At 64.3% G+C, this 20,998-nt stretch carries 20 protein-coding genes and 1 pseudogene; 9 read left to right on the top strand and 12 right to left on the bottom strand.

Going from position 1 to position 20,998, the window contains the following annotated elements; all coding sequences use genetic code 11:
- Window positions 1–82 precede the first annotated feature (82 nt).
- A complete protein-coding gene (locus tag AC5ZFO_RS06655) occupies window positions 83–907 on the bottom strand; it encodes an SDR family NAD(P)-dependent oxidoreductase (RefSeq protein WP_496121813.1) in 825 nt (274 codons plus the stop codon).
- Between the two features lie 100 nt (window positions 908–1,007).
- Between AC5ZFO_RS06655 and AC5ZFO_RS06650 the strand changes: the two genes are divergently transcribed.
- Window positions 1,008–1,301, top strand: coding sequence for a hypothetical protein (locus AC5ZFO_RS06650; RefSeq protein WP_282518231.1), 294 nt, complete (start codon window positions 1,008–1,010; stop codon window positions 1,299–1,301).
- A gap of 16 nt (window positions 1,302–1,317) precedes the next feature.
- Here the strand turns inward: AC5ZFO_RS06650 and AC5ZFO_RS06645 are convergent, their stop codons facing one another.
- The 4 genes and pseudogenes from AC5ZFO_RS06645 to AC5ZFO_RS06630 all read right to left on the bottom strand — a co-directional run bounded on the left by AC5ZFO_RS06645 (window position 1,318) and on the right by AC5ZFO_RS06630 (window position 5,867).
- Entirely contained in the window at window positions 1,318–2,037 is a 720-nt protein-coding gene (locus AC5ZFO_RS06645; RefSeq protein WP_208086134.1) for an RraA family protein, read from the bottom strand.
- Window positions 2,038–2,158: 121 nt separating this feature from the next.
- Complete coding sequence (locus tag AC5ZFO_RS06640) at window positions 2,159–3,043, bottom strand: CDP-alcohol phosphatidyltransferase family protein (protein WP_282518232.1); 885 nt, start codon at window positions 3,041–3,043, stop codon at window positions 2,159–2,161.
- Window positions 3,044–3,123: 80 nt separating this feature from the next.
- A pseudogene (locus tag AC5ZFO_RS06635) lies at window positions 3,124–3,834 on the bottom strand (phosphatidylserine decarboxylase); the annotation flags it as partial.
- 74 nt (window positions 3,835–3,908) lie between these two features.
- Window positions 3,909–5,867, bottom strand: a complete 1,959-nt coding sequence (locus tag AC5ZFO_RS06630; RefSeq protein ID WP_496121810.1) for an ABCB family ABC transporter ATP-binding protein/permease — start codon at window positions 5,865–5,867, stop codon at window positions 3,909–3,911.
- 201 nt (window positions 5,868–6,068) lie between these two features.
- Between AC5ZFO_RS06630 and AC5ZFO_RS06625 the strand changes: the two genes are divergently transcribed.
- Window positions 6,069–6,674: an LOG family protein gene (locus AC5ZFO_RS06625; RefSeq protein WP_248882691.1), complete on the top strand. Its 606-nt coding sequence runs from the start codon at window positions 6,069–6,071 to the stop codon at window positions 6,672–6,674.
- A gap of 4 nt (window positions 6,675–6,678) precedes the next feature.
- Here the strand turns inward: AC5ZFO_RS06625 and AC5ZFO_RS06620 are convergent, their stop codons facing one another.
- The 4 genes from AC5ZFO_RS06620 to cysS form a co-directional block, all read right to left on the bottom strand.
- Window positions 6,679–7,056 carry a VOC family protein gene (locus AC5ZFO_RS06620; RefSeq protein WP_282518234.1) on the bottom strand — a complete coding sequence of 126 codons (378 nt, stop codon included), beginning with the start codon at window positions 7,054–7,056 and terminating at the stop codon, window positions 6,679–6,681.
- A 224-nt stretch (window positions 7,057–7,280) separates the two neighbouring features.
- Complete coding sequence (gene cimA / locus AC5ZFO_RS06615) at window positions 7,281–8,879, bottom strand: citramalate synthase (protein WP_282518235.1); 1,599 nt, start codon at window positions 8,877–8,879, stop codon at window positions 7,281–7,283.
- Window positions 8,876–9,367, bottom strand: a complete 492-nt coding sequence (locus AC5ZFO_RS06610) for a GNAT family N-acetyltransferase (protein WP_282518236.1) — start codon at window positions 9,365–9,367, stop codon at window positions 8,876–8,878. Before AC5ZFO_RS06610 ends, cimA begins: the two co-directional genes overlap by 4 nt.
- Window positions 9,368–9,482: 115 nt before the next feature.
- Window positions 9,483–10,865, bottom strand: a complete 1,383-nt coding sequence (gene cysS / locus AC5ZFO_RS06605) for a cysteine--tRNA ligase (protein ID WP_282518237.1) — start codon at window positions 10,863–10,865, stop codon at window positions 9,483–9,485.
- Between the two features lie 290 nt (window positions 10,866–11,155).
- On the opposite strand from cysS, the gene AC5ZFO_RS06600 reads away from it, so the two are divergent.
- Both AC5ZFO_RS06600 and AC5ZFO_RS06595 read left to right on the top strand, forming a co-directional pair.
- A complete protein-coding gene (locus AC5ZFO_RS06600) occupies window positions 11,156–11,461 on the top strand; it encodes a hypothetical protein (protein ID WP_354117388.1) in 306 nt (101 codons plus the stop codon).
- A gap of 142 nt (window positions 11,462–11,603) precedes the next feature.
- Entirely contained in the window at window positions 11,604–12,806 is a 1,203-nt protein-coding gene (locus tag AC5ZFO_RS06595) for a DUF2865 domain-containing protein (protein ID WP_496121806.1), read from the top strand.
- 54 nt (window positions 12,807–12,860) lie between these two features.
- On the opposite strand, the gene AC5ZFO_RS06590 is transcribed toward AC5ZFO_RS06595, so the two are convergent.
- Entirely contained in the window at window positions 12,861–13,769 is a 909-nt protein-coding gene (locus tag AC5ZFO_RS06590; protein ID WP_282518240.1) for a DUF2189 domain-containing protein, read from the bottom strand.
- 545 nt (window positions 13,770–14,314) lie between these two features.
- Between AC5ZFO_RS06590 and AC5ZFO_RS06585 the strand changes: the two genes are divergently transcribed.
- The 5 genes from AC5ZFO_RS06585 (at window position 14,315) to AC5ZFO_RS06565 (ending at window position 18,845) form a co-directional block, all read left to right on the top strand.
- Window positions 14,315–15,148: a cytochrome c oxidase subunit II gene (locus tag AC5ZFO_RS06585; RefSeq protein WP_282518241.1), complete on the top strand. Its 834-nt coding sequence runs from the start codon at window positions 14,315–14,317 to the stop codon at window positions 15,146–15,148.
- A gap of 78 nt (window positions 15,149–15,226) precedes the next feature.
- A complete protein-coding gene (locus AC5ZFO_RS06580; RefSeq protein WP_282518242.1) occupies window positions 15,227–17,005 on the top strand; it encodes a cbb3-type cytochrome c oxidase subunit I in 1,779 nt (592 codons plus the stop codon).
- Window positions 17,002–17,706, top strand: a complete 705-nt coding sequence (locus AC5ZFO_RS06575) for a cytochrome c oxidase subunit 3 (RefSeq protein WP_282518243.1) — start codon at window positions 17,002–17,004, stop codon at window positions 17,704–17,706. Before AC5ZFO_RS06580 ends, AC5ZFO_RS06575 begins: the two co-directional genes overlap by 4 nt.
- 14 nt (window positions 17,707–17,720) lie before the next feature.
- Window positions 17,721–18,443 carry a heme-copper oxidase subunit III family protein gene (locus tag AC5ZFO_RS06570; protein WP_282518244.1) on the top strand — a complete coding sequence of 241 codons (723 nt, stop codon included), beginning with the start codon at window positions 17,721–17,723 and terminating at the stop codon, window positions 18,441–18,443.
- A 9-nt stretch (window positions 18,444–18,452) separates the two neighbouring features.
- On the top strand, window positions 18,453–18,845 hold the full coding sequence (locus AC5ZFO_RS06565; RefSeq protein ID WP_282518245.1) for a cytochrome C oxidase subunit IV family protein: 393 nt from the start codon (window positions 18,453–18,455) through the stop codon (window positions 18,843–18,845).
- 25 nt (window positions 18,846–18,870) lie between these two features.
- On the opposite strand, the gene AC5ZFO_RS06560 is transcribed toward AC5ZFO_RS06565, so the two are convergent.
- Together AC5ZFO_RS06560 and AC5ZFO_RS06555 are read right to left on the bottom strand one after the other, a co-directional pair.
- Window positions 18,871–20,628, bottom strand: a complete 1,758-nt coding sequence (locus AC5ZFO_RS06560) for an NAD+ synthase (protein ID WP_282518246.1) — start codon at window positions 20,626–20,628, stop codon at window positions 18,871–18,873.
- Between the two features lie 16 nt (window positions 20,629–20,644).
- On the bottom strand, window positions 20,645–20,998 hold the full coding sequence (locus AC5ZFO_RS06555; protein ID WP_063983991.1) for a diacylglycerol kinase: 354 nt from the start codon (window positions 20,996–20,998) through the stop codon (window positions 20,645–20,647).

Genomic DNA, 20,998 nt, shown 5'->3' with positions numbered 1-20,998 from the left:
TGACAGGACGCCGGCTTTGCCCGCGACCGACCGGAATCTCAACACTTCGCTAACCATGATTGCGGCGCGCCAGGACGGCAGCTCAGGACGAAAGCCCGGTCAGCTCGCGGCTGAGCGCGCGCAGGCGCCTGCGCGCGCCGGCATCGTAGGCCTGCGGATTGGCGCGCGTCTCGTTCATGCCGTTGAAGAACAGTCCGCTCTTGCCGGCGACATCGTCGCCTTCGACGAGGTGCAGGATCGCCGCACCGCCCTGCTCCACCGTCGAGATCGGCGTGATGCCGCCGGCGCGCACCATCGTGGTGTTCATGTAGGTCGCCGGATGCAGCGCGTTGACGGTGATGCCCATGCGTTTCACGTCCTCCGCGAAATCGATGGTGAACATGATCTGCGCGAGCTTGCTCTGGGCGTAGGCACGTGAACCGCTGTAGCCCTTGCTGATCATGACGTCGTCGAAATCGATCGGATGCTGACCGAGGGAGGCAACATTGACGACGCGCGAAGGTGCTGCAGACTTCAACAGCGGCAGCAGCAGGTGCGCAAGCAGGAAGCCCGAGAGGTAATTCACCGCAAAGCGCAGTTCGTAGCCGTCCGGGCTCTCCTGCCGTTGCGGTCCGTCGTTCTGCGAGCCGATGCCGGCGTTGCTGACGAACACATCGAGACGCCAGTGATCGCGGATAACGGCCGCTGCGAGCTCTCGCGTGCCCGACATCGACGATAGATCGGCCTGGTAGAATGTCGGCGCGGCGTGGCCGGCCTGCACGATCTGGTCGATCAGCGCGTTCGCGCGCACGGCATCTCGGCCGTGGATCAGGACCCTCGCACCTGCTTCGGCCAGCCGGCGCGCGACGTGGCGGCCGACGCCGTCCGTCGAACCGGTGATCAGGGCGGTTTTGCCAGTCATCTTCATTGTGCGTCCTCCGACTGCGGCCCTGCGCCACATCCGCGACGAGAGATCATGCAGTATTCTATTGCCGGGCGGCATGCTCCATCGCAGGAGCCGTTTTGCCATGTTGACGCTGTTCGGTCTTCTCACCGCGCTGCCCGCGGTACTGGCGCTCCACCTGCTCGAACCAGGCCTCGTCCTGCCGGCGTTCAGCGTCTTGCTGTTTGTCGAGGCGGGCTTTGCCGTGATCGCAGCGCGCTTGATTCACGTCCCTGATGATGCCGACGACATCACCCTCTGGGATCTCGCCGGCGGCTTCACCCTGATCGGGTGCGCCGCCGCAGTGTTCGGCGAGCCGGATCAGGCCGCCCTGTTTCTGACGGAACAGGGCGGCCCGCGGCCGGCAAGCCGGCCGTAAGTCGTTCGGTCGCCCCTCAGTGAATCTCCGCCGAGCGCTTCAGCGCGGCTTTCAACTTCTCCAGCGAGAAGTCGGGGCTGCGCGCGATCTCCAGGATCGGCGTCTCGCGGCGGCCGCAGAGCTCGGCGGCCTCGGGCAGCTTTGCCGCGATGTCGAGCGGGATCACGATGGCGCCGTGCTGGTCGGCATGGATCAGATCGTCGGACTTCACGGTCATGCCGGCGACGCGCACCTCGCCGCCGAAGCTTTCCGCATGCACCCAGGCATGCGACGGGCCGATCGAGCCGGCCAGCGCCTGGAAGCCCGGGGCCCATTGCGGGATGTCGCGAATCGAGCCGTCGGTGATGACACCGAGGCAGCCGAGCGCTTTGTGCACGTTGCTCTGCACCTCGCCCCAGAACGCGCCGTAGCCGACGTCGGGGCCGTCAATGTCCTGGATCACCGAGATGCGCGGACCGTGGCCGGTGCCGACATATTCGTAATATTCGATGCGGCGCTTGGACTGCTCTTCGGCCGGCAGCGAGGACTTCAGCACCGAGCGGATCGCAACCGTGCGGGCGTAGCCGACGATCGGCGGCAGGTCGGGAAATGGGCAGACCAGTTGCTTGGTGGTGTAGCCGATCAACCGGCGCTCGGGCGCCACGATCTCCATGGCATTGCAGATCGTCGGGGTGTCATAGCGGCCCAGCGCTTCGAGGACGGAAGCGGGCAGCGGCCCGGTCGCTTTATCAGTCACGGCGTTCTCTCCCAGATTGGCGGCCGCTGTTGGCGCGGTGCCGCCGGCACAGGGCGATATAGCCGAGATCGGGCTTCAACCCAACTCGGCCGCCTTCATGGCAGATATCCGCGAAAACCGCTCAGTGCAGCCGTCCGGGCCGGTCGTCGTCGTCGTGCGGCGGCTCCGACAAATTGGCCAGCGTCGGCGCCGAAGGCGGCGACGGGACCTCGCCTCCCGACGGCGCAGTGGCCGCCATCGCGCGCGCCTGGTCGCGATAGGATTTGTAGCCGAGCGGCAAACCGAGCAGATACAGCACCGTGCCGATCGACAGCACGTGCCAGGGATAGGCAATCAGGATAGCGATGAAGACGATCACCGCGACGAACGCCGGCAGCACCAGCTCGGGCGGCACGCGCATGCGCTTGGTCTTGCCGGAGAATACCGGCAGACGCGACACCATCAGGAAGGCGATCAAGAGCGTATAGGCCGCCGTCACCGCCGCGGGCAGCCGGCCGAGATCGAGAAACGCGATATAGATCGGCAGCAGCACGGTGATCGCGCCGGCGGGCGCCGGCACGCCGGTGAAGAAATTGGCGGCGAAGGCCGGTTTGTTCGGATCGTCCATGGTGGCGTTGAAGCGCGCCAGCCTCAAGCCCCCGGAGATCGCAAACACCATGGCGGCGATCCAGCCGGCATTGCCGAGCTCGTGCAACTGCCAGAAGTACAGCATCAGGCCGGGCGCCACGCCGAAATTGACGAAGTCGGCGAGGCTGTCGAGCTCGGCGCCGAACTTGGACTGGCCCTTGATCATGCGCGCGACGCGGCCATCGATGCCGTCGAGGGCAGCCGCGAACACGATGGCATAGACCGCGAGCGTCATCCGCCCCTCGATCGACAGCCGGATCGAGGTCAGGCCGGCGCAGATCGCCAGCAGCGTGATGACGTTGGGCACCAACATCCGCACCGGGATCGGGCGGAACCGCCGGCGGCGGACGTCAGGGTCTTTAAGATCATAGGGCGTCATGGCTTACCTCAAGGCGAGATATAGCAAGCCGCGTCCCCCTCCGCCATTGCGGCGGAAGGCCCTGATGCACCGACCAATGGTTAATTGGCGCGGTAGGCGCGGCTTGGGTCGTCCCCGGCAAGATCGGCCAAAATCGTCTCCCCGGCGATCGCGGTCTGCCCTTCCGACACCAGCGCCTTGGTGCCCAGCGGCAGATAGACGTCGAGGCGCGAGCCGAAGCGGATCAGGCCAAACCGCTCGCCCGCCCCGATCGCCTGCCCTTCCCTGACGAAGCAGACGATGCGCTTGGCGACGAGCCCCGCGATCTGGATCACGCCGATCCTAGCCGTCGGCGTCGTGATCACGAGCGAATTGCGTTCATTGTCCTCGCTCGCCTTGTCGAGCTCGGCGTTGACGAACAGGCCCGGCCGGTAGGCGATGCGGTCCACCCTGCCCGCGATCGGGCTGCGGTTCACGTGGCAGTTGAACACGCTCATGAACACCGAGATCCGCGGCAAAGGCCGGTCGCCGAGCCCGAGCTCGGCCGGCGGCAGCGCCATGGTGATCATCGAGACGCGGCCGTCGGCCGGCGACACCACGAGCCCCTCGCGCACCGGCGTCACGCGCACGGGGTCGCGGAAGAACAGCGCGCACCACACGGTCAGGATCGTGCCGATCCACCCGAGCGGCGACCACAGCCAGAACAGGATCAGGCTTGCCAGCGCAAAGCCGCCAATGAAGGGATAGCCCTCCTTGTGGATCGGCGGGATCTGACGCTGGATCGAATCGAGGATGGACATCGCTATCTGCCGCCTGGGAGTTGATGGCGCCGGGTCGCCCCCGCGCGGTGGAGTTGTTTAGGCCAGAGTTGGGACCCGAGACAAGGTCACTCCGCGGCCGCTGATGTCGCGAGGGCGTCATCGACCGGCGGCGGCTCCCGGTTGGGCGCCTCGCTGGAATCCGCCATCTTGGCCAGTTTCTCGCGCGCCGCCTCGGCCTCGCGCTGCCTGTTCCACATGCTGGCATAGAGGCCGCCCTGCACGAGCAGCTTGGCGTGGGTGCCCCGCTCGGCGATGCGGCCCTGGTCCAGCACGATGATCTCATCGGCGCCGACGATGGTGGAAAGCCGGTGCGCGATCACCAGCGAGGTGCGGTTCTTCGCCACGCGGTCGAGCGCGCCCTGGATCTCGTGCTCGGTGTGGGTGTCGAGCGCCGAGGTCGCCTCATCGAGCACCAGGATCGGCGGCGCCTTGAGCACGGTGCGCGCGATGGCGACGCGCTGCTTCTCGCCGCCGGACAGCTTCAAGCCGCGCTCGCCGACCTGGGTCTCGTAACCCATCGGCGCCATGCGGATGAAATGGTCGATCTGCGCCAGCCGCGCCGCCTCTTCGACCTCGGCATCACCAGCATCCCAGCGGCCGTAGCGGATGTTGTAACGGATGGTATCGTTGAACAGCACCGTATCCTGCGGCACCATGCCGATCGAGGCGCGCAGTGAATCCTGCGTGACCTCGCGGATGTCCTGCCCGTCGATCAGGATCTTGCCGCCGGAGACGTCGTAGAGGCGGAACAACAGACGCGAAATCGTCGACTTGCCCGCACCGGACGGGCCGACGATCGCGACCGTCTTGCCGGCCGGCACCTCAAAGCTGATGCCCTTGAGGATCGGCCGCGTCGGCTCGTAGGCAAAGCGCACGTCCTCGAAACGCAGGTTGCCGGCCGAGACCACCAGCGGCTGCGCATCGGGCATGTCCTTGATCTCGGCCTCGCGTCCGAGCACGCCAAACATCTTCTCGATGTCGATGATTGCCTGCTTGATCTCGCGATAGACCATGCCCATGAAATTCAGCGGCTGGTAGAGCTGGATCATCATGGCATTGACCAGCACGAAATCGCCGACCGTGTTGGTGCCGTTGCGCACCCCGATCGCGCACATCAGCATGGTCGCGGTCAGCCCGAGCGTGAAGATCACGGCCTGGCCGGTGTTGAGCACCGCGAGCGAGGTATAGGCCTGAACGCTCGACTCCTCGTAGCGCGCGACCGACTTGTCGTAACGCTGCGCCTCGCGCGTCTCCGCGCTGAAATATTTCACGGTCTCGTAGTTGAGCAGCGAGTCGATCGCCTTGGTGTTCGCCTCGGTGTCGGAATCGTTCATCTTGCGGCGGATGCCGATCCGCCATTCGGTCGCGATGTAGGTGTAGTACATGTAGACCGCGACCGTGATCAGCGTCGCCACGACGTAGCGCCAGTCGAACTGCCAAAGCAGCACCGCCAGCAGCAGCGTGACCTCGACGATGGTCGGGATCAGCTGCAGGATCACCATGCGCACGATGACCTCGATGCCCTCGCCGCCGCGCTCGAGCACGCGCGTCAGGCCGCCGGTCTTGCGCTCGAGGTGGAAGCGCAGCGACAGCTCGTGCATGTGGATGAAGGTGATGGTGGCGAGCTTGCGCACCGCATGCATGGCGACGCGGGCAAAGATGCCGTCGCGCCATTGCGTCAGCACCGCCATCAGGATGCGCGTCACGCCATAGCTCGCGGTCAGCAGCAATGGCGAAGCGATCACCCAGAGGTGCCAGTTGTCGGGCTGCACCGGCGCGGTGTTGGCGCCGGTCAGCGCGTCCGTCGCCCATTTGAAGCTGAACGGAACGGTCAGCGTGATCAGCTTGGCGGCGAGCAACAGCACCATCGACCAGACCACCCGCATCTTCAGGTCGAAACGGTCGCCCGGCCAGATATAGGGCCACAGATGCGCCAGCGTGCCCATCAGCGTGGCCCGCTCCAGCGATCCTCCCGAGGGAGGATCGGGAACGTCTGCGCCGTCGAACGATTGAGGTTGGTCCATCAAAAAGCCTGAAAGCCCGCCGGGTGCGGGCAGCGTTACGATTTGCGATTTTCGCCCGTCATATAAAGCTTTCCCGATGCCAGCGCACCCCGCCAGATGGCGAATCTTTGATTGTTTGTCGCCATTTACCGGTAGATTTCCGGGGGATCCGAATCACCGATTGGGCTTGACGCCCCTTCGCTGCAATGCATCATGGCACCAATGAGCACGATCAAAACTGTCTGTGTCTATTGCGGCTCCGGCCCAGGAACCAATCCCAGCTTCACCGAAGGCGCCAAGGCGTTCGGCAAGGCCCTCGCCGAGAGCAACATCCGCCTGGTCTATGGCGGCGGCTCGCTCGGCCTGATGGGCTCGGTCGCAACCTCCGTGCTCGATCACGGCGGCACCGTCACCGGCATCATTCCCGAATTCCTCCGCAAGCGGGAGAATGCGCTGACCCGCGTGCAGGAGATGATCGTCACCCCCGACATGCACGAACGCAAGCGGTTGATGTTCGAGCGCTCCGACGCCTTCGTGGCATTGCCGGGCGGCGTCGGCACGCTGGAGGAGCTGGTGGAGCAGCTGACCTGGAAACAGCTCGGCCGTCACGCCAAGCCGGTGCTGCTCGCCAACTTCGACAATTTCTGGGAGCCGCTGTTCTCGCTGCTGTCGCACATGCGCCAGACCGAGTTCATCCGCGCCGGCCTTTCGGTCGACATCCTCAAGGCCGATCGCGTCGAGGATATTCTGCCGAAGCTGAAGGCGGCGGCGGCACAGATCGCCGAATCTGAAACGCAGCTCGCTCCGGAAGTGGCGCGCAAGCTCTAGCGCCTTACTCCGCCGGAAACGTCACCGCCTCGATCCGGTTGCCATCGGGATCGGTCACGAAGGCCGCGTAGTAGCGCACGCGGTCATGCGGGCGGAGGCCCGGCGCGCCGTCGGACGCACCGCCGGCGGACAGCGCCGCGACGTGAAACGCATCGACCTCGGCCGTCGTCTTTGCCCGCAGGCAGATGTGCACGCCGCTCTCCGGTGCCACGGGCAGCATTTCCTCGCGCAGATTGATCCAGAACTCGGGATAGGCCTTGCCGAAGCCGATCGTCAGCGGCCGCACGACGAGGCGCGTGAGGCCGAGCGCGGCGAGCGTGATCTCGTAGAATTTTGCGGAGCGATCGAGATCGCTGACCCCGACGGAGATGTGGTCGATCATGTTCTGTCCCCACCCATCGTTGCCGGCCTCTCCTTACTCTCCGCTGTCATCGCCCGGCTTGACCGGGCGATCCAGTACTCCGAGACGGAGTGATTGAACCGATGGGCCGCGGCGTACTGGATACCCCGCTTGCCGCCTACGCTAGAGCTTCGGCGCCCCTGGACCTCAACCCCGGCGAAGCCTTGGCGTAGCCGGGTCGCGGGGTATGACAGCAATACCTGGGACTACGCCGGCGCCCCCGACTTCACCAGCTTGTAGATCACCGAGTCCATCAGTGCCTGGAACGAGGCGTCGATGATGTTCGGGGACACGCCGACCGTGGTCCAGCGATCGCCGTTCTCGTCCTCGCTCTCGATCAGCACGCGCGTGACCGCGCCGGTGCCGCCGTTGAGGATACGGACGCGGTAGTCGATCAGTGTCAGGCCCTCGATGTACTTCTGGTACTTGCCGAGATCCTTGCGCAGCGCGACGTCGAGCGCGTTGACGGGGCCGTTGCCTTCGGCGGCCGAGATCAAACGCTCGCCGGCAACGTCGACCTTGACCACTGCAAGCGCGACGGTGACGCGCTCGCCGTGCGAATTATAGCGCTGCTCGACATTGACGTCGAACTGCTCGACCTCGAAATAATGCGGCACCTTGCCGAGCGTGCGCCGCGCCAGCAGATCGAACGAGGCGTTGGCGGATTCATAGGCGTAGCCCGCCGCCTCACGCTCCTTCAATTCCTCAACCAGCCGCGTCAGCTTGGGATCGCTCTTCTCGTAGGCAATGCCGGCACGGTCGAGCTCGGCAATGACGTTGGAGCGCCCGGCCTGGTCTGACACCAGCACCTTGCGATGATTGCCGACCAATTCCGGCAGCACATGCTCGTACGTCTGCGGGTCCTTCAGCACGGCGGAGGCATGAATGCCGGTCTTGGTGACAAAGGCGCTCTCGCCGACATAGGCCGCATGCCGGTTCGGCACGCGGTTGAGCATGTCGTCGAGGGTGCGCGAGACCTTGACGAGAGTTGCGAGCTTTTCGGGCGTGACGCCGATCTCGAAGGCGTCGGAAAACTCCTTCTTGAGCTTCAGCGTCGGGATCAGCGAGCACAGATTGGCGTTGCCGCAACGCTCGCCGAGACCATTCAGCGTGCCCTGGATCTGCCGCGCGCCGGCCCGCACCGCGGCCAGCGAATTGGCCACGGCCTGCTCGGTGTCGTTATGGGCGTGGATGCCGACATGGTCGCCCGGGATGTGCTTCGTCACCTCGGTGACGATGGCCTCGATCTCGTTCGGCATGGTGCCGCCATTGGTGTCGCACAGCACCACCCAGCGCGCGCCGGCCTCATAGGCGGCCTTGGCGCAGGCGAGCGCGAAGGTTGAATCCTCCTTGTAGCCGTCGAAGAAGTGCTCGCAGTCGAGCATGACCTCGCGGCCCGCGGCCTTCGCCGCCGCGACGCTGTCGCGGATCGACGCCAGATTTTCTTCCTTCGTCGTCTCCAGCGCGACGCGCACCTGATAGGCGGAGGACTTCGCCACGAAGCAGATCGCGTCGGCCTTCGCTTCGAGGAGCCCGGCCACACCGGGATCGTTGGAGACCGAGCGGCCTGCCCGGCGCGTCATGCCGAAGGCGGTGAAGCGCGCATGCGAAAACTTCGGCTTGGTGCCGAAGAACTCGGTGTCGGTCGGATTGGCGCCGGGATAGCCGCCCTCGACATAGTCGATGCCGAGATCGTCGAGCATCGCCGCGATGACCTGCTTGTCGGTCAGGGTGAAGTCGACGCCGTTGGTCTGCGCCCCGTCGCGCAGCGTGGTGTCGAACAGATAGAGACGCTCCTTGCTCATTGCGCGCCTCCGAGCGTCTTTTTCATCGTGGTGTTGGCGAGCCACTCGTCGTTGATGGTGATGCTGTTGCGCTGCATGGCGACATAGCCGCGCTTGGCGAAGAAGTTTTGCGCGGTGTCGCTGGCATCGACCGACAGGCTGGTCGCGCCGCGACCGCCGGCGAGCTTCTCCAGCGCGTCCACCAGCATGGCCGCGATGCCCTGACCGGTCACGGCGGGATGCACATAGAGCATATGGATGTGATCGGCCCCGCGCAGCGAGGCGAAGCCGACGGGCGAGCCCTCCAGCGTGGCGACCAGCGTGAGATCGGCCGCGAGCCGCTTGCCGAACTCTTCGGTTTCCGCCGCCTCCATCCAGGCCTGCTGCTGCGCCTCGTTGTAGTCTTCGCCGGTCAGCTCCTCGATGCTTGCCGTGAAGATCGCGGCGAGAACCGGAACGTCATCAGGCAGGAACGGCCGCAATCCGGGTTTTGGCAAAGTCTGTCCCATCGTCTTCACCACATCCCATAGAGTTTCAGGGCCAGCGCCACGGCCGCCGCGAGCAGCAGTATCTTCAGCGCGATGTAATAGAGCCAGTGCCGCGGAAAAGGCGTGTCGGGCCGCTTCATCGCGCGACCTCCCAGGTCGTCCCGTCCTTGGAGTCCTTGATCGCAACGCCCATCGCGGCAAGCAGATCGCGAATTCGGTCGGACTCTTTGAAGTCCTTGCGGCTACGGGCGGCCGTCCGCTCCGAGATCAGGCGTTCGACTTCCTTGGCATCGACCCCGCTGGCCTGCTGCTTGCGCCCTTCCCACTGCGCAGCGCTTTCGGAGAGGAAGCCGAGCAGGCGCAACGAGCCCGCCAGCGCGCTCACGTCGCTGCCACGCAGGCCATGCAGCGCCGCGATCGCCAGCGGCGTGTTGAGGTCGTCGAGCAGCGGCTCGACCACGGACGCGGCCGGCTGGCCGGGCTCGGCGTCGGCCGCGACCCGATACCAGTCGTCGAGCGTCCTGGCGCTCTCCTCCAGCGACTTCAGGGTCCAGTCGATCGGCGAACGGTAATGCGTCTTCAGCATGTTCAGGCGCAGCACCTCCCCCGGCCAGTCCGCGAGCAGCTCGTGGATGGTGACGAAGTTGCCGAGCGACTTCGACATCTTCTCGCTCTCGACCTGGAGGAAGCCGTTGTGCATCCAGTAATTCGCCATGCGCTCTTGATGGAAGGCGCAGCAGGTCTGTGCCACCTCGTTCTCGTGATGCGGAAACACGAGATCGATGCCGCCGCCATGGATGTCGAAATATTCGCCGAGATGCTTCCAGGCCATGGCCGAGCACTCGATGTGCCAGCCCGGGCGTCCCTGCGCGGTGATCCCGGCCGGCGACGGCCATGACGGCTCACCCGGCTTGGACGGCTTCCACAGTACAAAGTCGGTGTTGTCCTTCTTGTAGGGCGCGACGTCGACGCGGGCGCCGGCGATCATCTCGTCCAGCGAGCGATTGGACAGCGCGCCATAGCGCGGCAGGCCGGAATTGGCCGCGTTCATCGCCTGCGGCGAGAACAGCACATGGTCCTCGGCAGCATAGGCAAAGCCACCCTTGACGAGCCTTTCGATGATCTCGCGCATCTCGCCGATATGCTCGGTCGCGCGCGGCTCGACGGTCGGCCGGAGTGCACCAAGCGCATCGACGTCGGCGTGAAACTGCTTTCCGGTCTGCTCGGTGACCTTGCGGATCGCCTCGTTCAGCGGGAGCCCCGGAAAATCGCGCGCGGCGCGGTCGTTGATCTTGTCGTCGACGTCGGTGATGTTGCGGACATACGTCACGTGCGCCTCGCCATAGAGATGGCGCAGCAACCGAAACAGCACGTCGAACACGATCACCGGCCGCGCATTGCCGATATGGGCGAAGTCGTAGACGGTCGGTCCGCAGACATACATGCGGACGTTCTTCGCATCGAGCGGCACGAAGGTGCGCTTGTCCCGGCTCAGCGTATCGTAAAGGCGCAATTCCATATGGATACCCGTCGGCTGTTGGCCGGGCGTCCAGTGCTCTCAATGCTTTTTGAGAAAAGACGGCTCCAGCCAGCGAATCGCTAGCTCGTAATCTCGCGGCAAATGCCACAAATGGCGAGGAGACCGTTCATGCGGGAACATATGGGCCACGAGGGGCCCTTGCGTCAAGAGAGCCGCGAAAACGCCGTTTTATCTCCGCAAAGCGCGGCCGCCCGCCTTGATGGTTCATCATCCTTAACCTTTTGAGTTTACTTGGAACCCGGCGGTTCCCTACAGCCCCCGGTGCACCCATGCGATCCCTGCTCGCGCTCGTCTCTTGTGCCTCCATCATCGCGGCATCCAGCGCGTTCGCCGAGACCCGCGTCTTCATCATCGCCAATCAGGCGGACGGCTACGGTGTGGACCAGTGCCTCGCCAAGGGCGAGAAATGCGGCGCACAGGTCGCGCGCACCTATTGCCAGTCACGCGATTTTGCCCAGGCCTCGGCCTACCGCCGGGTCGATCCCGACGAAATTACCGGCTCTGTCCCCAAAACTGGCGCAAACTGCTCCCATGGCCATTGCGACGAATATGTAGCAATCACCTGCCAGCGCTGAATTCCCTCGGAGCTGGCGGACCTTAGGACCAGTTTTCGGCCCCTGAAACGACGTGACGATGCCGCAGGAAGCGGCTATTGGAGGGCGCGCGTCGGCCCCCAAAATCGCATTGGAAGTCACTTGGGGCCGTGACCTCGCTAGAATGGCGGATATGCCTGAATTTTTGCCTCTCTCCCGTGCTCGCTCCATCCTTGCCTGCACCGTGCTTCTGAGCACGGTCGTGCTCGCCAACGGTGCTTTCGCGCAAGCCGGCCCGCCCGGCCCGCCGCCGCAGCCCGGCCAGAACGGGCTCGGACCAAATCCGATGTGCGTGCGGCTGGAAGGCCAGCTCGCCGCGCTCGATCGTGGCGGCGGCGGTGGCGACCCCGCGCGCGAAGACCAGATCCGCCGCTATCAGGATTCCCAGGCCAAGCAGCAGGCCGAGCTCGACCGCGTCACCATGCAGGCCAAGCGCATGGGCTGCGATTCCTCCGGCTTCTTCTCGCTGTTCAACGGCCAGTCGGCGCAATGCGGCCCGGTCAACACCCAGATCCAGCAGATGCGCGCCAATCTGGACCAGATCACCGGCAATCTCGAACGCCTGCGCGGCGGCGGCCCCGGCGGCTTCAGCCCGGAGCGCGACAACCAGCGCCGCTCGGTGCTGGCGGCACTGGCGCAGAACAATTGCGGCCCGCAATATGCCAACGCCGCGCAATCGCAGGGCGGCGGCAACTTCCTGAGCAATCTGTTCGGCGGCAACAACCCCAACAATCCCAACAATCCGCAAGGCGTGCCGCCCTCCGATCTCGGGCCGCAATCCGGCACCTACCGCACCGTGTGCGTGCGCACCTGCGACGGCGCGTATTTCCCTGTCTCGTTTGCCACCGTGCCGGCGCGCTTCCCCGACGACGAGAAGACCTGCAAGGCGCTGTGCCCGGCCGCGGAAGCCGTGCTCTACACCCATCGCAATCCCGGCGAAGACATGAACTCCGCGGTCTCCACCAGCGGCCAGCCCTACACGGCGCTGCCGACTGCGTTCAAATTCCGCAGCGAGTTCAACCCGTCCTGCTCCTGCAAGGCCGCAGGCCAGACCTGGGCCGACGCGCTGAAATCCGCCGACGACAAGGCGGCGGCCGAGCAGCAGGGTGACATCATCGTCACCGAGGAGAGCGCCAAGAAGATGCAGCAGCAGCGGCTCAACAAGGGCACGCCTGCGACTGCCAAGAAGGGCGCGGCTCCCGCGCCGACGACGGCCGGCGCACCGGCTGCGACGCCGCCTGCGGAGACCGGCACGGCCACCCCGTCGTCGGAGAACAAGCCGATCCGCTCAGTCGGCCCGACGTTCCTGCCGCAGCAGCAGAAGTAGGCCCTGACCCGTCATGCCCCGCGAAGGCGGCCGCCAGGCGCGGCCGTTTCACTGTTACTGCTTACCCTCGCGGCTCCACGGGAAGAGATTGGCCGGAAAGTCCGCTGCGTAGCGCTTTCCCTTCGGAGGCGGCGGCGGCTCGTCCGGAGGATTCGGATTCGGCTCGACCACCCGCCGATAGAGGTGCCAGGTGGCGTGACCGAGCACCGGCAGGACGACAGCGAGACCGACGAAGAACGGCAACGAGCCGATCACGAGCAGTGCCGCGACGATGACGCCCCATCCGGCCATCGCAACCGGATTCGCCGCCACCGCTCGGAGCGACGTGCGGATCGCGTCGATCGCAGTCGCGTGCCGGTCAAGCATCAACGGAAACGACACGACGCTGACGCACAAGGCCACAACCGCAAACAGGAAGCCACAACCGCAACCGACGATGATGAGCGACCAGCCTTCCGGTGTCGTCAGCACCCGCGTTGCGAAGTCGGGAATGCTTGCGGCCGCCGCGTGACCGAAGATCGTGACATAGATCGCGTTCGCGACACCGATCCAGGCCCCGAACAGGACCAGCAGGAGTACGCCGAGCTCGACCATGGCGCCGAACGACGGTGCGCGCAGCACCTTGATCGCATCCCACGCATCGACCTCCTCGCCGCGCTCGCGACGCCGGCTGAGTTCATATAGACCGATCGCGGCAAAAGGGCCGATCAAGGCAAAGCCGGCAGCCAGCGGAAACAGCAGCGGCAGCACCGAATAGCCGAGAACCATCCTGAACAGGACGAGACCGAGGACGGGATAAATCACGCACACGACGATCGCGTGGCTCGGCATCGCCTGGAAATCCTCCCAACCCAGGCGCAGCGCCTCTGTCAGGTCGGACCAGCCGATCTTGCGAATGGGATAGGAGGCCGCTTCGCCGAACAGGTGCCGCTTTACGATGTTGTCGGAATAAAGAGTGGCCATGGACACACCCTCCTCTGCTGAAAGTCGCGGCGGCAAACGGCGCGCTTTCCGGCCGCGCGTATCCGCCCTTATGTGCGGGAGACGCGATCGAGCCGAGTACGGCAGTTCCAGGCTCAACGAGGAAGGAGCTTAGCCGGACGAAACCCGTCGCGACCTGCGCCCCGAGCTTAGCGCGCGCGATCTGGAATGACCAGCGCTCCCGGCTGGGTGAATTGTGCGTTGCATATTTTGTGCGATGCATCACATCGAGAATGCGACCGACGCTCGCCAGCTCGCACGGCAACATCGATCGCCCACGCCGCCTAAGCGTGTTGACATGCTATTGACGCCGGGTTCGCGGGGGATCATTTTAAAAGTCTGGACGCCCCCAGCGGTCGCGGTCTTCCTCTTGAACATCGCGACCGGTTGAATGGGCGAGGCAAGAGGCGCCGCGATGGCGCATATGTCAGCATAGATGTCCGCGTAGAGAAAGTCCGCCATCGCGACAGACATGAGCTCCGCCCTGGATTCGTATCCGTAGCCTTCGATGGCAAGGATGGATCAGGATGGCTGTCGCTCTGATACTGCTTCTGGTCGCGATCGGCTCGGTGCTGTTTCACCTCTACAGCCCGTGGTGGTGGACGCCGATCGCCACGAACTGGGCCTATATCGACCACACCATCAACATCACGTTCTGGATCACGGGCTTCGTTTTCGTCGCGGTCATCGCCTTCATGGCCTATTGCGTCTTTCGCTTTCACCACAAAGAGGGAAGACGGGCTGACTACAATCCGGAAAACAAAAAGCTCGAATGGTGGCTGAGCGTCGGGACCGGCGTCGGAGTCGCGGCCATGCTGGCGCCTGGCCTCGTGGTCTGGCACCAGTTCGTGACGGTGCCTGCGGATGCTACCGAGGTCGAGGTCATGGGCCAGCAATGGCAATGGAGCTTCCGCCTTCCGGGCAAGGATGGGCGGTTGGGCACATCCGACGTCCGCAACATCGCTTCCGACAATCCGATGGGACTCAATCGTGACGACCCACACGCGCAGGACGACGTGGTGATCGAGAACGGCGACCTGCACCTTCAGATGGGAAAGCCGGTCAAGGTTCTGCTCCGCTCGGTTGATGTCCTGCACGATTTCTACGTGCCCGAATTCCGCGCCAAGATGGACATGGTCCCTGGCATGGTGACCTATTTCTGGATAACGCCGATCCGAACCGGAACGTTCGACGTTCTATGTGCGGAGCTTTGTGGCGCTGCTCATTATCAGATGCGGGCCAAGGTCATCGTCGACGAAGAGCGTGAATATCACGCCTGGCTGGAGCAACAAAAGACGTTTGCCGAATTGTCGCCGGCAAGAGCGGTCGTGAAGGCGACGTACCAATCCGGTGGCAAGTAGCAAGCTGCCGCTGCGAAGATGGATCGGGTGCACGAGGCCAACGCCCCACCCCCGATGGAAACGACCGAGGAGGTTTCGATGGTCGATATTCCATATGATGGGATCGCAGGCATCCCGCCTGCCGAAGTACCTGAAGTCGAGCTCTATCATCCAAGGAGCTGGTGGACGCGGTATGTCTTCTCGCAGGACGCCAAGGTGATCGCCATTCAGTATTCGCTGACGGCTTCGGCCATCGGGCTGGTGGCCCTTGTGCTGTCGTGGCTGATGCGACTGCAACTGGGATTCCCCGGCACCTTCTCTTTCATCGATGCCAACCAGTACCTCCAGTTCATCACCATGCACGGCATGATCATGGTGATCTATCTGCTCACCGCATTGTTCCTCGGCGGCTTCGGCAACTACCTGATCCCGCTGATGGTCGGCGCCCGGGACATGGTCTTCCCTTACGTGAACATGCTGAGCTACTGGGTCTACCTGCTCGCAGTCCTGGTGCTGGCCTCGACATTCTTCGTGCCCGGCGGCCCCACCGGCGCCGGCTGGACGCTATACCCGCCGCAAGCCATCCTCTCCGGAACGCCCGGGCAGGATTGGGGCATCATTCTCATGATGTCATCCCTGATCCTGTTCATCATCGGTTTCACCATGGGCGGGCTCAACTACGTGGTCACGGTGCTGCAGGCGCGCACCCGCGGCATGACGTTGATGCGCCTGCCCCTGACGGTGTGGGGCATTTTCACGGCGACCGTCATGGCGTTGCTGGCATTCCCTGCACTCTTCGTTGCCTCGGTCATGCTGCTGCTCGACCGTCTCCTGGGAACCAGCTTCTTCATGCCCTCCCTCGTCGAGATGGGACAGCTGTCGAAATATGGCGGCGGCAGCCCGCTGCTGTTCCAGCACCTGTTCTGGTTCTTCGGCCACCCCGAGGTCTACATCGTCGCCCTGCCCGCCTTCGGCATCGTCTCCGATCTGATCAGCACGCATGCGCGCAAGAACATCTTCGGTTATCGCATGATGGTCTGGGCGATCGTGGGGATTGGTGCGCTCAGCTTCGTCGTGTGGGCGCACCACATGTATGTGAGCGGTATGTTCCCGCAATTCGGGTACTTCTTCGCCACCACGACGCTCATCATCGCCATCCCCACCGCGATCAAGGTCTATAACTGGGTGCTGACCCTGTGGCGCGGCGACATTCATCTCAGGGTGCCGATGCTGTTCGCCCTCGGCTTCATCATCACCTTCGTGAATGGCGGGCTCACCGGCCTCTTCCTCGGCAACGTCGTCGTGGACGTGCCCCTCTCGGATACCATGTTCGTGGTCGCGCATTTCCACATGGTGATGGGCGTGGCACCGATCATGGTCGTGCTCGGCGCGATCTATCATTGGTACCCCAAGGTCACGGGACGGATGCTGAACGACCTCCTGGGCAAGTTTCACTTCTGGGTCACCTTCCTCGGCGCCTACCTGATCTTCTTCCCCATGCACTATCTGGGACTGCTCGGGGTTCCGCGCCGGTATTTCGAACTTGGCGACACGTCGTTCATTCCGTCCTCGGCCCATTCGCTGAATGCCTTCATCTCCGTGGTGGCCTTGACCGTCGGCTTCAGCCAGATGGTGTTCCTGTTCAATCTTGCCTGGAGCCTGTTCAAGGGTGAGGCCTCAGGCGGCAATCCGTGGCGGGCGACGACGCTGGAGTGGCAGACGCCGGAGACGCCCCCGGGGCACGGCAACTGGGGCAAGGAGCTCCCGGTCGTCTACCGCTGGGCCTATGACTACAGTGTGCCCGGCGCCGCGGAGGACTTCATTCCGCAGAACCAGCCGCCGCGCGCGACGCAGCTCGTTCAGGGAGCTGCTTCGTGAGCGCCATCATCCTGTTCCTGGCTGTGCTTGCGGTGATCGCCGGATGGTGGCTGTCGCAGCAGCGGCTGATGGCCAAGCCCTGGCTGGAGGAAGGCTCGGTCGGTGACTTCCCCGGTGGCGATAGCATGACCTGGCCCGCAGCGAAGGTCGGGCTTGGCGTGTTTCTCGCCGTCGCGAGCGCATTATTCGTCCTCTTCATCAGCGCCTACTCGATGCGCATGAGCGTGGTGGACTGGCGCCCGGTACCGGTACCGCGGCTGCTGTGGGTCAACACGGGCGTCCTGGTCCTGAGCAGTGTCGCGCTGCAATGGTCGTACGTGGCTGCCGGGCGACACGATACCGAGAGCGTCAAGATCGGTCTGCTCGTCGGCGGAGCATCTGCCGTGATCTTCCTCGCCGGACAGCTCCTGGCCTGGCAACGGCTCGGGGCTGCCGGATATTTCGTGGCGTCCAATCCGGCCAATTCCTTCTTCTACCTGTTGACCGCGGTCCACGGGCTGCATCTGACGGGCGGCCTGGTGGCCCTCGGGCGAACCTCGGCCAAGGTGTGGCGCGGCGCCGAGATCGCCGAGATGCGCTTGAGCGTGGAGCTGTGCGCCATCTACTGGCACTTCCTGCTGCTGGTCTGGCTTGTGCTGCTCGGTCTTCTCACGGGCTGGACCGACGATTTCGTCAACATCTGCCGTCAATTGCTGAGCTAGGGAGGCGAGACCAGATGGCTGAAACCGTGCTGACACATTCGGGCCAATCGCCTGCGCGGCTTGAAGGCTGGCGCGGCATCGCCGCCGACTGGGCGTCCGATCAGCGCGCCTTCAAGAACGTGTCCTGGGGCAAGGCCATGATGTGGATCTTCCTCCTCAGCGACACCTTCATCTTCAGTTGCTTCCTGCTCTCCTACATGACGGCACGCATGTCGACGACCGTGCCGTGGCCGAATCCCAGCGAAGTCTTCGCCCTCAATATCGGGGGCCACCACATCCCCCTGATCCTGATCGCCATCATGACCTTCGTCCTGATCAGCAGCAGCGGAACAATGGCGATGGCCGTCAATTTCGGCTACCGCAAGGATCGCGTCAGAACCGCAATCCTGATGCTGGTCACGGCGGCCTTCGGCGCAACATTCGTCGGAATGCAGGCGTTCGAATGGACCAAGCTGATCATGGAGGGCGTTCGCCCCTGGGGCAATCCATGGGGCGCGGCGCAGTTTGGCTCAAGCTTTTTCATGATCACGGGTTTCCACGGCACCCACGTGACGATCGGCGTGATCTTCCTGATCGCGATCGCGCGAAAGGTCTGGCGTGGAGACTTCGACGTCGAGAGGCGCGGCTTCTTCACAAGCCGCAAGGGCTATTACGAGATCGTCGAGATCACGGGCCTGTACTGGCACTTCGTCGATCTCGTGTGGGTGTTCATCTTTGCATTGTTCTATCTTTGGTGAGGTCGACGCATGACAAACGCGGCGGTACACATGGAAGGCCAGCTCCACGCTCCGGCGCACGGCGCAGTCGCAACAGCAGCCGTGCACGCCAAGGGGCAACAGCACCCGATCAAGCTCTACCTCGTGGTCTGGGGCTGGCTGTTCGTCCTCAGCACGTGCTCCTACCTCGTCGACTACTTTGGCCTGCACGGCTACCTCAGGTGGTCGCTGATCCTGGTGTTCATGGTGCTGAAGGCCGGCCTGATCGTCGCCGTCTTCATGCACATGGCCTGGGAGCGGCTGGCCCTCGCCTATGCGATCCTGCTGCCACCAATCGCGGTCATGGTGTTTGTGACAATCATGGTGCTCGAATCCGAATACACGCACTTCCTGCGGGTGATGTTCTTCGCAACCCCGTCATAGGGCCCGCTGTCGTTCGAGCTGAAGTTCAGCCCTCGAACGCGTCGATCGACGCCGTGCTGCCGCGCGAGACCAGCGTCTCGTCCGCGGCGGGCGACGGCTCGCCCTTGTCGCGAAAGCGGTTGGTGATGGGATAGCGGCGGTCGCGGCCGAAATTCCTGGCCGTCACCTTCACGCCCGGCGCGGCCTGGCGGCGCTTGTATTCGGCGACGTTGAGCAGATGATCGATGCGGACGACCGTCTCGCGGTCGAAGCCGGCGGCGATGATCTTGTCGAGCGACTCCTCGCGCTCGATCAGACGCTCCAGGATGGCATCGAGCACGTCATAAGGCGGCAATGAATCCTGATCGGTCTGGTTTTCGCGCAGCTCCGCCGTCGGCGGGCGCGTGATGATATCGGGCGGAATGACCTCGCCCGCAGGCCCGAGCGCGCCGTCGGGCTTCCAGTGGTTGCGCAGCGCGGCCAACCGAAACACCTGCGTCTTGTAGATGTCCTTGATCGGATTGAAGCCGCCGTTCATGTCGCCATAGAGCGTGGCGTAGCCGACCGACATTTCCGACTTGTTGCCGGTCGTCACCACCATCAGCCCGGTCTTGTTGGAGATCGCCATCAGCAACGTGCCGCGGGTGCGGGCCTGCAGGTTTTCCTCGGTGATATCGGGCGGCAGATTCCTGAAGATGCCGGACAGGATGGTCTCGAAGCCGGTCACGGCTTCAGCGATCGGCAGCACCTCGTAGCGGATTCCGAGATGCCCGGCGAGTTCGCCCGCGTCCGCGATCGAGTGTGCTGCGGTGTAGCGATAAGGCAGCATCACCCCATGCACCTGGTCGGCACCGAGCGCATCGACCGCGATCGCCGCGCAGAGAGCGGAGTCGATGCCGCCGGAAATGCCGAGCAGAACGCCGGGAAATCCGTTCTTGGCGACATAGTCGCGCAAGCCCAGCACGCAGGCCGCGTAGTCGGCGTGGTCGCCCTCGGGCTGCGCGGCAATCGGCCCCGCGCAGCGCCAATCGTCGCCGTTCCTGGTGAAGCGCAATGTGGTGACGCTCTCTTCGAAAGCCGGCAATTGCGCCGCGAGCGAGAGATCGCCGTTGAGTGCAAAGGACGCGCCGTCGAACACCAGCTCGTCCTGACCGCAAACCTGGTTGAGATAGACCAGCGGCAGGCCGCTCTCGGTGACGCGCGCCACGGCGACCGACAGGCGCACATCGCTCTTGTCGCGGGCATAGGGCGAGCCGTTCGGCACCAGGATGATCTCGGCGCCGGTCTCGGCCAGCGTCTCGACCACATTCTCGTAATCCTCGGACTCCTCCAGCCAGATGTCCTCGCAGATCGGCACGCCGATCCGCACGCCGCGCACGGTCACGGGACCTGCGGCAGGGCCGCGCGAAAACAGCCGCTTCTCGTCGAACACGCCGTAATTCGGCAAGTTGCACTTGAAGCGCAGTGCGGCGATGCGGCCGCCATCGAGCAGCGCGCAGGCATTATGGAGCCTGCCGTCCTCGACCCAGGGCGTGCCGACCAGCACCGCCGGGCCGCCATCGGCGGTCTCGCGCGCGAGCGCCTCGATCGCGGCGCGGCAGGCGTCCTGAAACGCCGGCTTCTGCACCAGATCTTCCGGCGGGTAGCCGGCGATGAACAATTCCGGAAACAGCACGAGATCGGCGCCGTCGGACTTGGCTTGCGCGCGCGCGGCACGCACTTTCGCGGCATTGCCCTCGATGTCGCCCATGGTCGGATTGAGCTGGGCGAGCGTGACCGCGAAGACGTTGAGACGTTCGGTCATGGCGCCGCACTCCGCTTCAGAGGAACCCCAATCGCTCGATGATGGCGATGATCCAGAACGCGCCGGCCATCAGCAGCGCAACGCCGACCGCGGCCGAGCCCATGTCCTTGACCCGGCCGATCTGCTTGTCGTGATCCATGGTCAGGCGGTCGGCAAGCTTCTCGATCGCGGTGTTGAGCAGCTCGACCGTCAGCACGAACGCAACCGAACAGACCAGCTCAACCGCCCGCAGCGCCGTCGCGGCGACGAACCATGCCAGCGGCACCGACAGGATGAGCGCAAAAATCTCCTCGCGAACGGCCTGCTCCGACCGGAACGCGAAGGCCAGACCGTTGCGTGAATTGATCGTCGCCTTCCAGATCCGCAGCAA

This window comes from Bradyrhizobium sp. Unk1, assembly GCF_059512345.1.
Note: the sequence above shows the minus strand (reverse complement) of the source record. Positions and strands in the feature narration are given on the sequence as shown.

Excerpts from the sequence above, each read along its gene's own strand:
- AC5ZFO_RS06655 (WP_496121813.1), bottom strand. The coding sequence starts at position 907 with ATGAAGATGACTGGCAAAACCGCCCTGATCACCGGTTCGACGGACGGC.
- AC5ZFO_RS06650 (WP_282518231.1), top strand. The coding sequence starts at position 1,008 with ATGTTGACGCTGTTCGGTCTTCTCACCGCGCTGCCCGCGGTACTGGCG.
- AC5ZFO_RS06640 (WP_282518232.1), bottom strand. The coding sequence starts at position 3,043 with ATGACGCCCTATGATCTTAAAGACCCTGACGTCCGCCGCCGGCGGTTC.
- AC5ZFO_RS06630 (WP_496121810.1), bottom strand. The coding sequence starts at position 5,867 with ATGGACCAACCTCAATCGTTCGACGGCGCAGACGTTCCCGATCCTCCC.
- AC5ZFO_RS06625 (WP_248882691.1), top strand. The coding sequence starts at position 6,069 with ATGAGCACGATCAAAACTGTCTGTGTCTATTGCGGCTCCGGCCCAGGA.
- AC5ZFO_RS06620 (WP_282518234.1), bottom strand. The coding sequence starts at position 7,056 with ATGATCGACCACATCTCCGTCGGGGTCAGCGATCTCGATCGCTCCGCA.
- cimA (WP_282518235.1), bottom strand. The coding sequence starts at position 8,879 with ATGAGCAAGGAGCGTCTCTATCTGTTCGACACCACGCTGCGCGACGGG.
- AC5ZFO_RS06610 (WP_282518236.1), bottom strand. The coding sequence starts at position 9,367 with ATGGGACAGACTTTGCCAAAACCCGGATTGCGGCCGTTCCTGCCTGAT.
- cysS (WP_282518237.1), bottom strand. The coding sequence starts at position 10,865 with ATGGAATTGCGCCTTTACGATACGCTGAGCCGGGACAAGCGCACCTTC.
- AC5ZFO_RS06600 (WP_354117388.1), top strand. The coding sequence starts at position 11,156 with ATGCGATCCCTGCTCGCGCTCGTCTCTTGTGCCTCCATCATCGCGGCA.
- AC5ZFO_RS06595 (WP_496121806.1), top strand. The coding sequence starts at position 11,604 with ATGGCGGATATGCCTGAATTTTTGCCTCTCTCCCGTGCTCGCTCCATC.
- AC5ZFO_RS06590 (WP_282518240.1), bottom strand. The coding sequence starts at position 13,769 with ATGGCCACTCTTTATTCCGACAACATCGTAAAGCGGCACCTGTTCGGC.
- AC5ZFO_RS06585 (WP_282518241.1), top strand. The coding sequence starts at position 14,315 with ATGGCTGTCGCTCTGATACTGCTTCTGGTCGCGATCGGCTCGGTGCTG.
- AC5ZFO_RS06580 (WP_282518242.1), top strand. The coding sequence starts at position 15,227 with ATGGTCGATATTCCATATGATGGGATCGCAGGCATCCCGCCTGCCGAA.
- AC5ZFO_RS06570 (WP_282518244.1), top strand. The coding sequence starts at position 17,721 with ATGGCTGAAACCGTGCTGACACATTCGGGCCAATCGCCTGCGCGGCTT.
- AC5ZFO_RS06565 (WP_282518245.1), top strand. The coding sequence starts at position 18,453 with ATGACAAACGCGGCGGTACACATGGAAGGCCAGCTCCACGCTCCGGCG.
- AC5ZFO_RS06560 (WP_282518246.1), bottom strand. The coding sequence starts at position 20,628 with ATGACCGAACGTCTCAACGTCTTCGCGGTCACGCTCGCCCAGCTCAAT.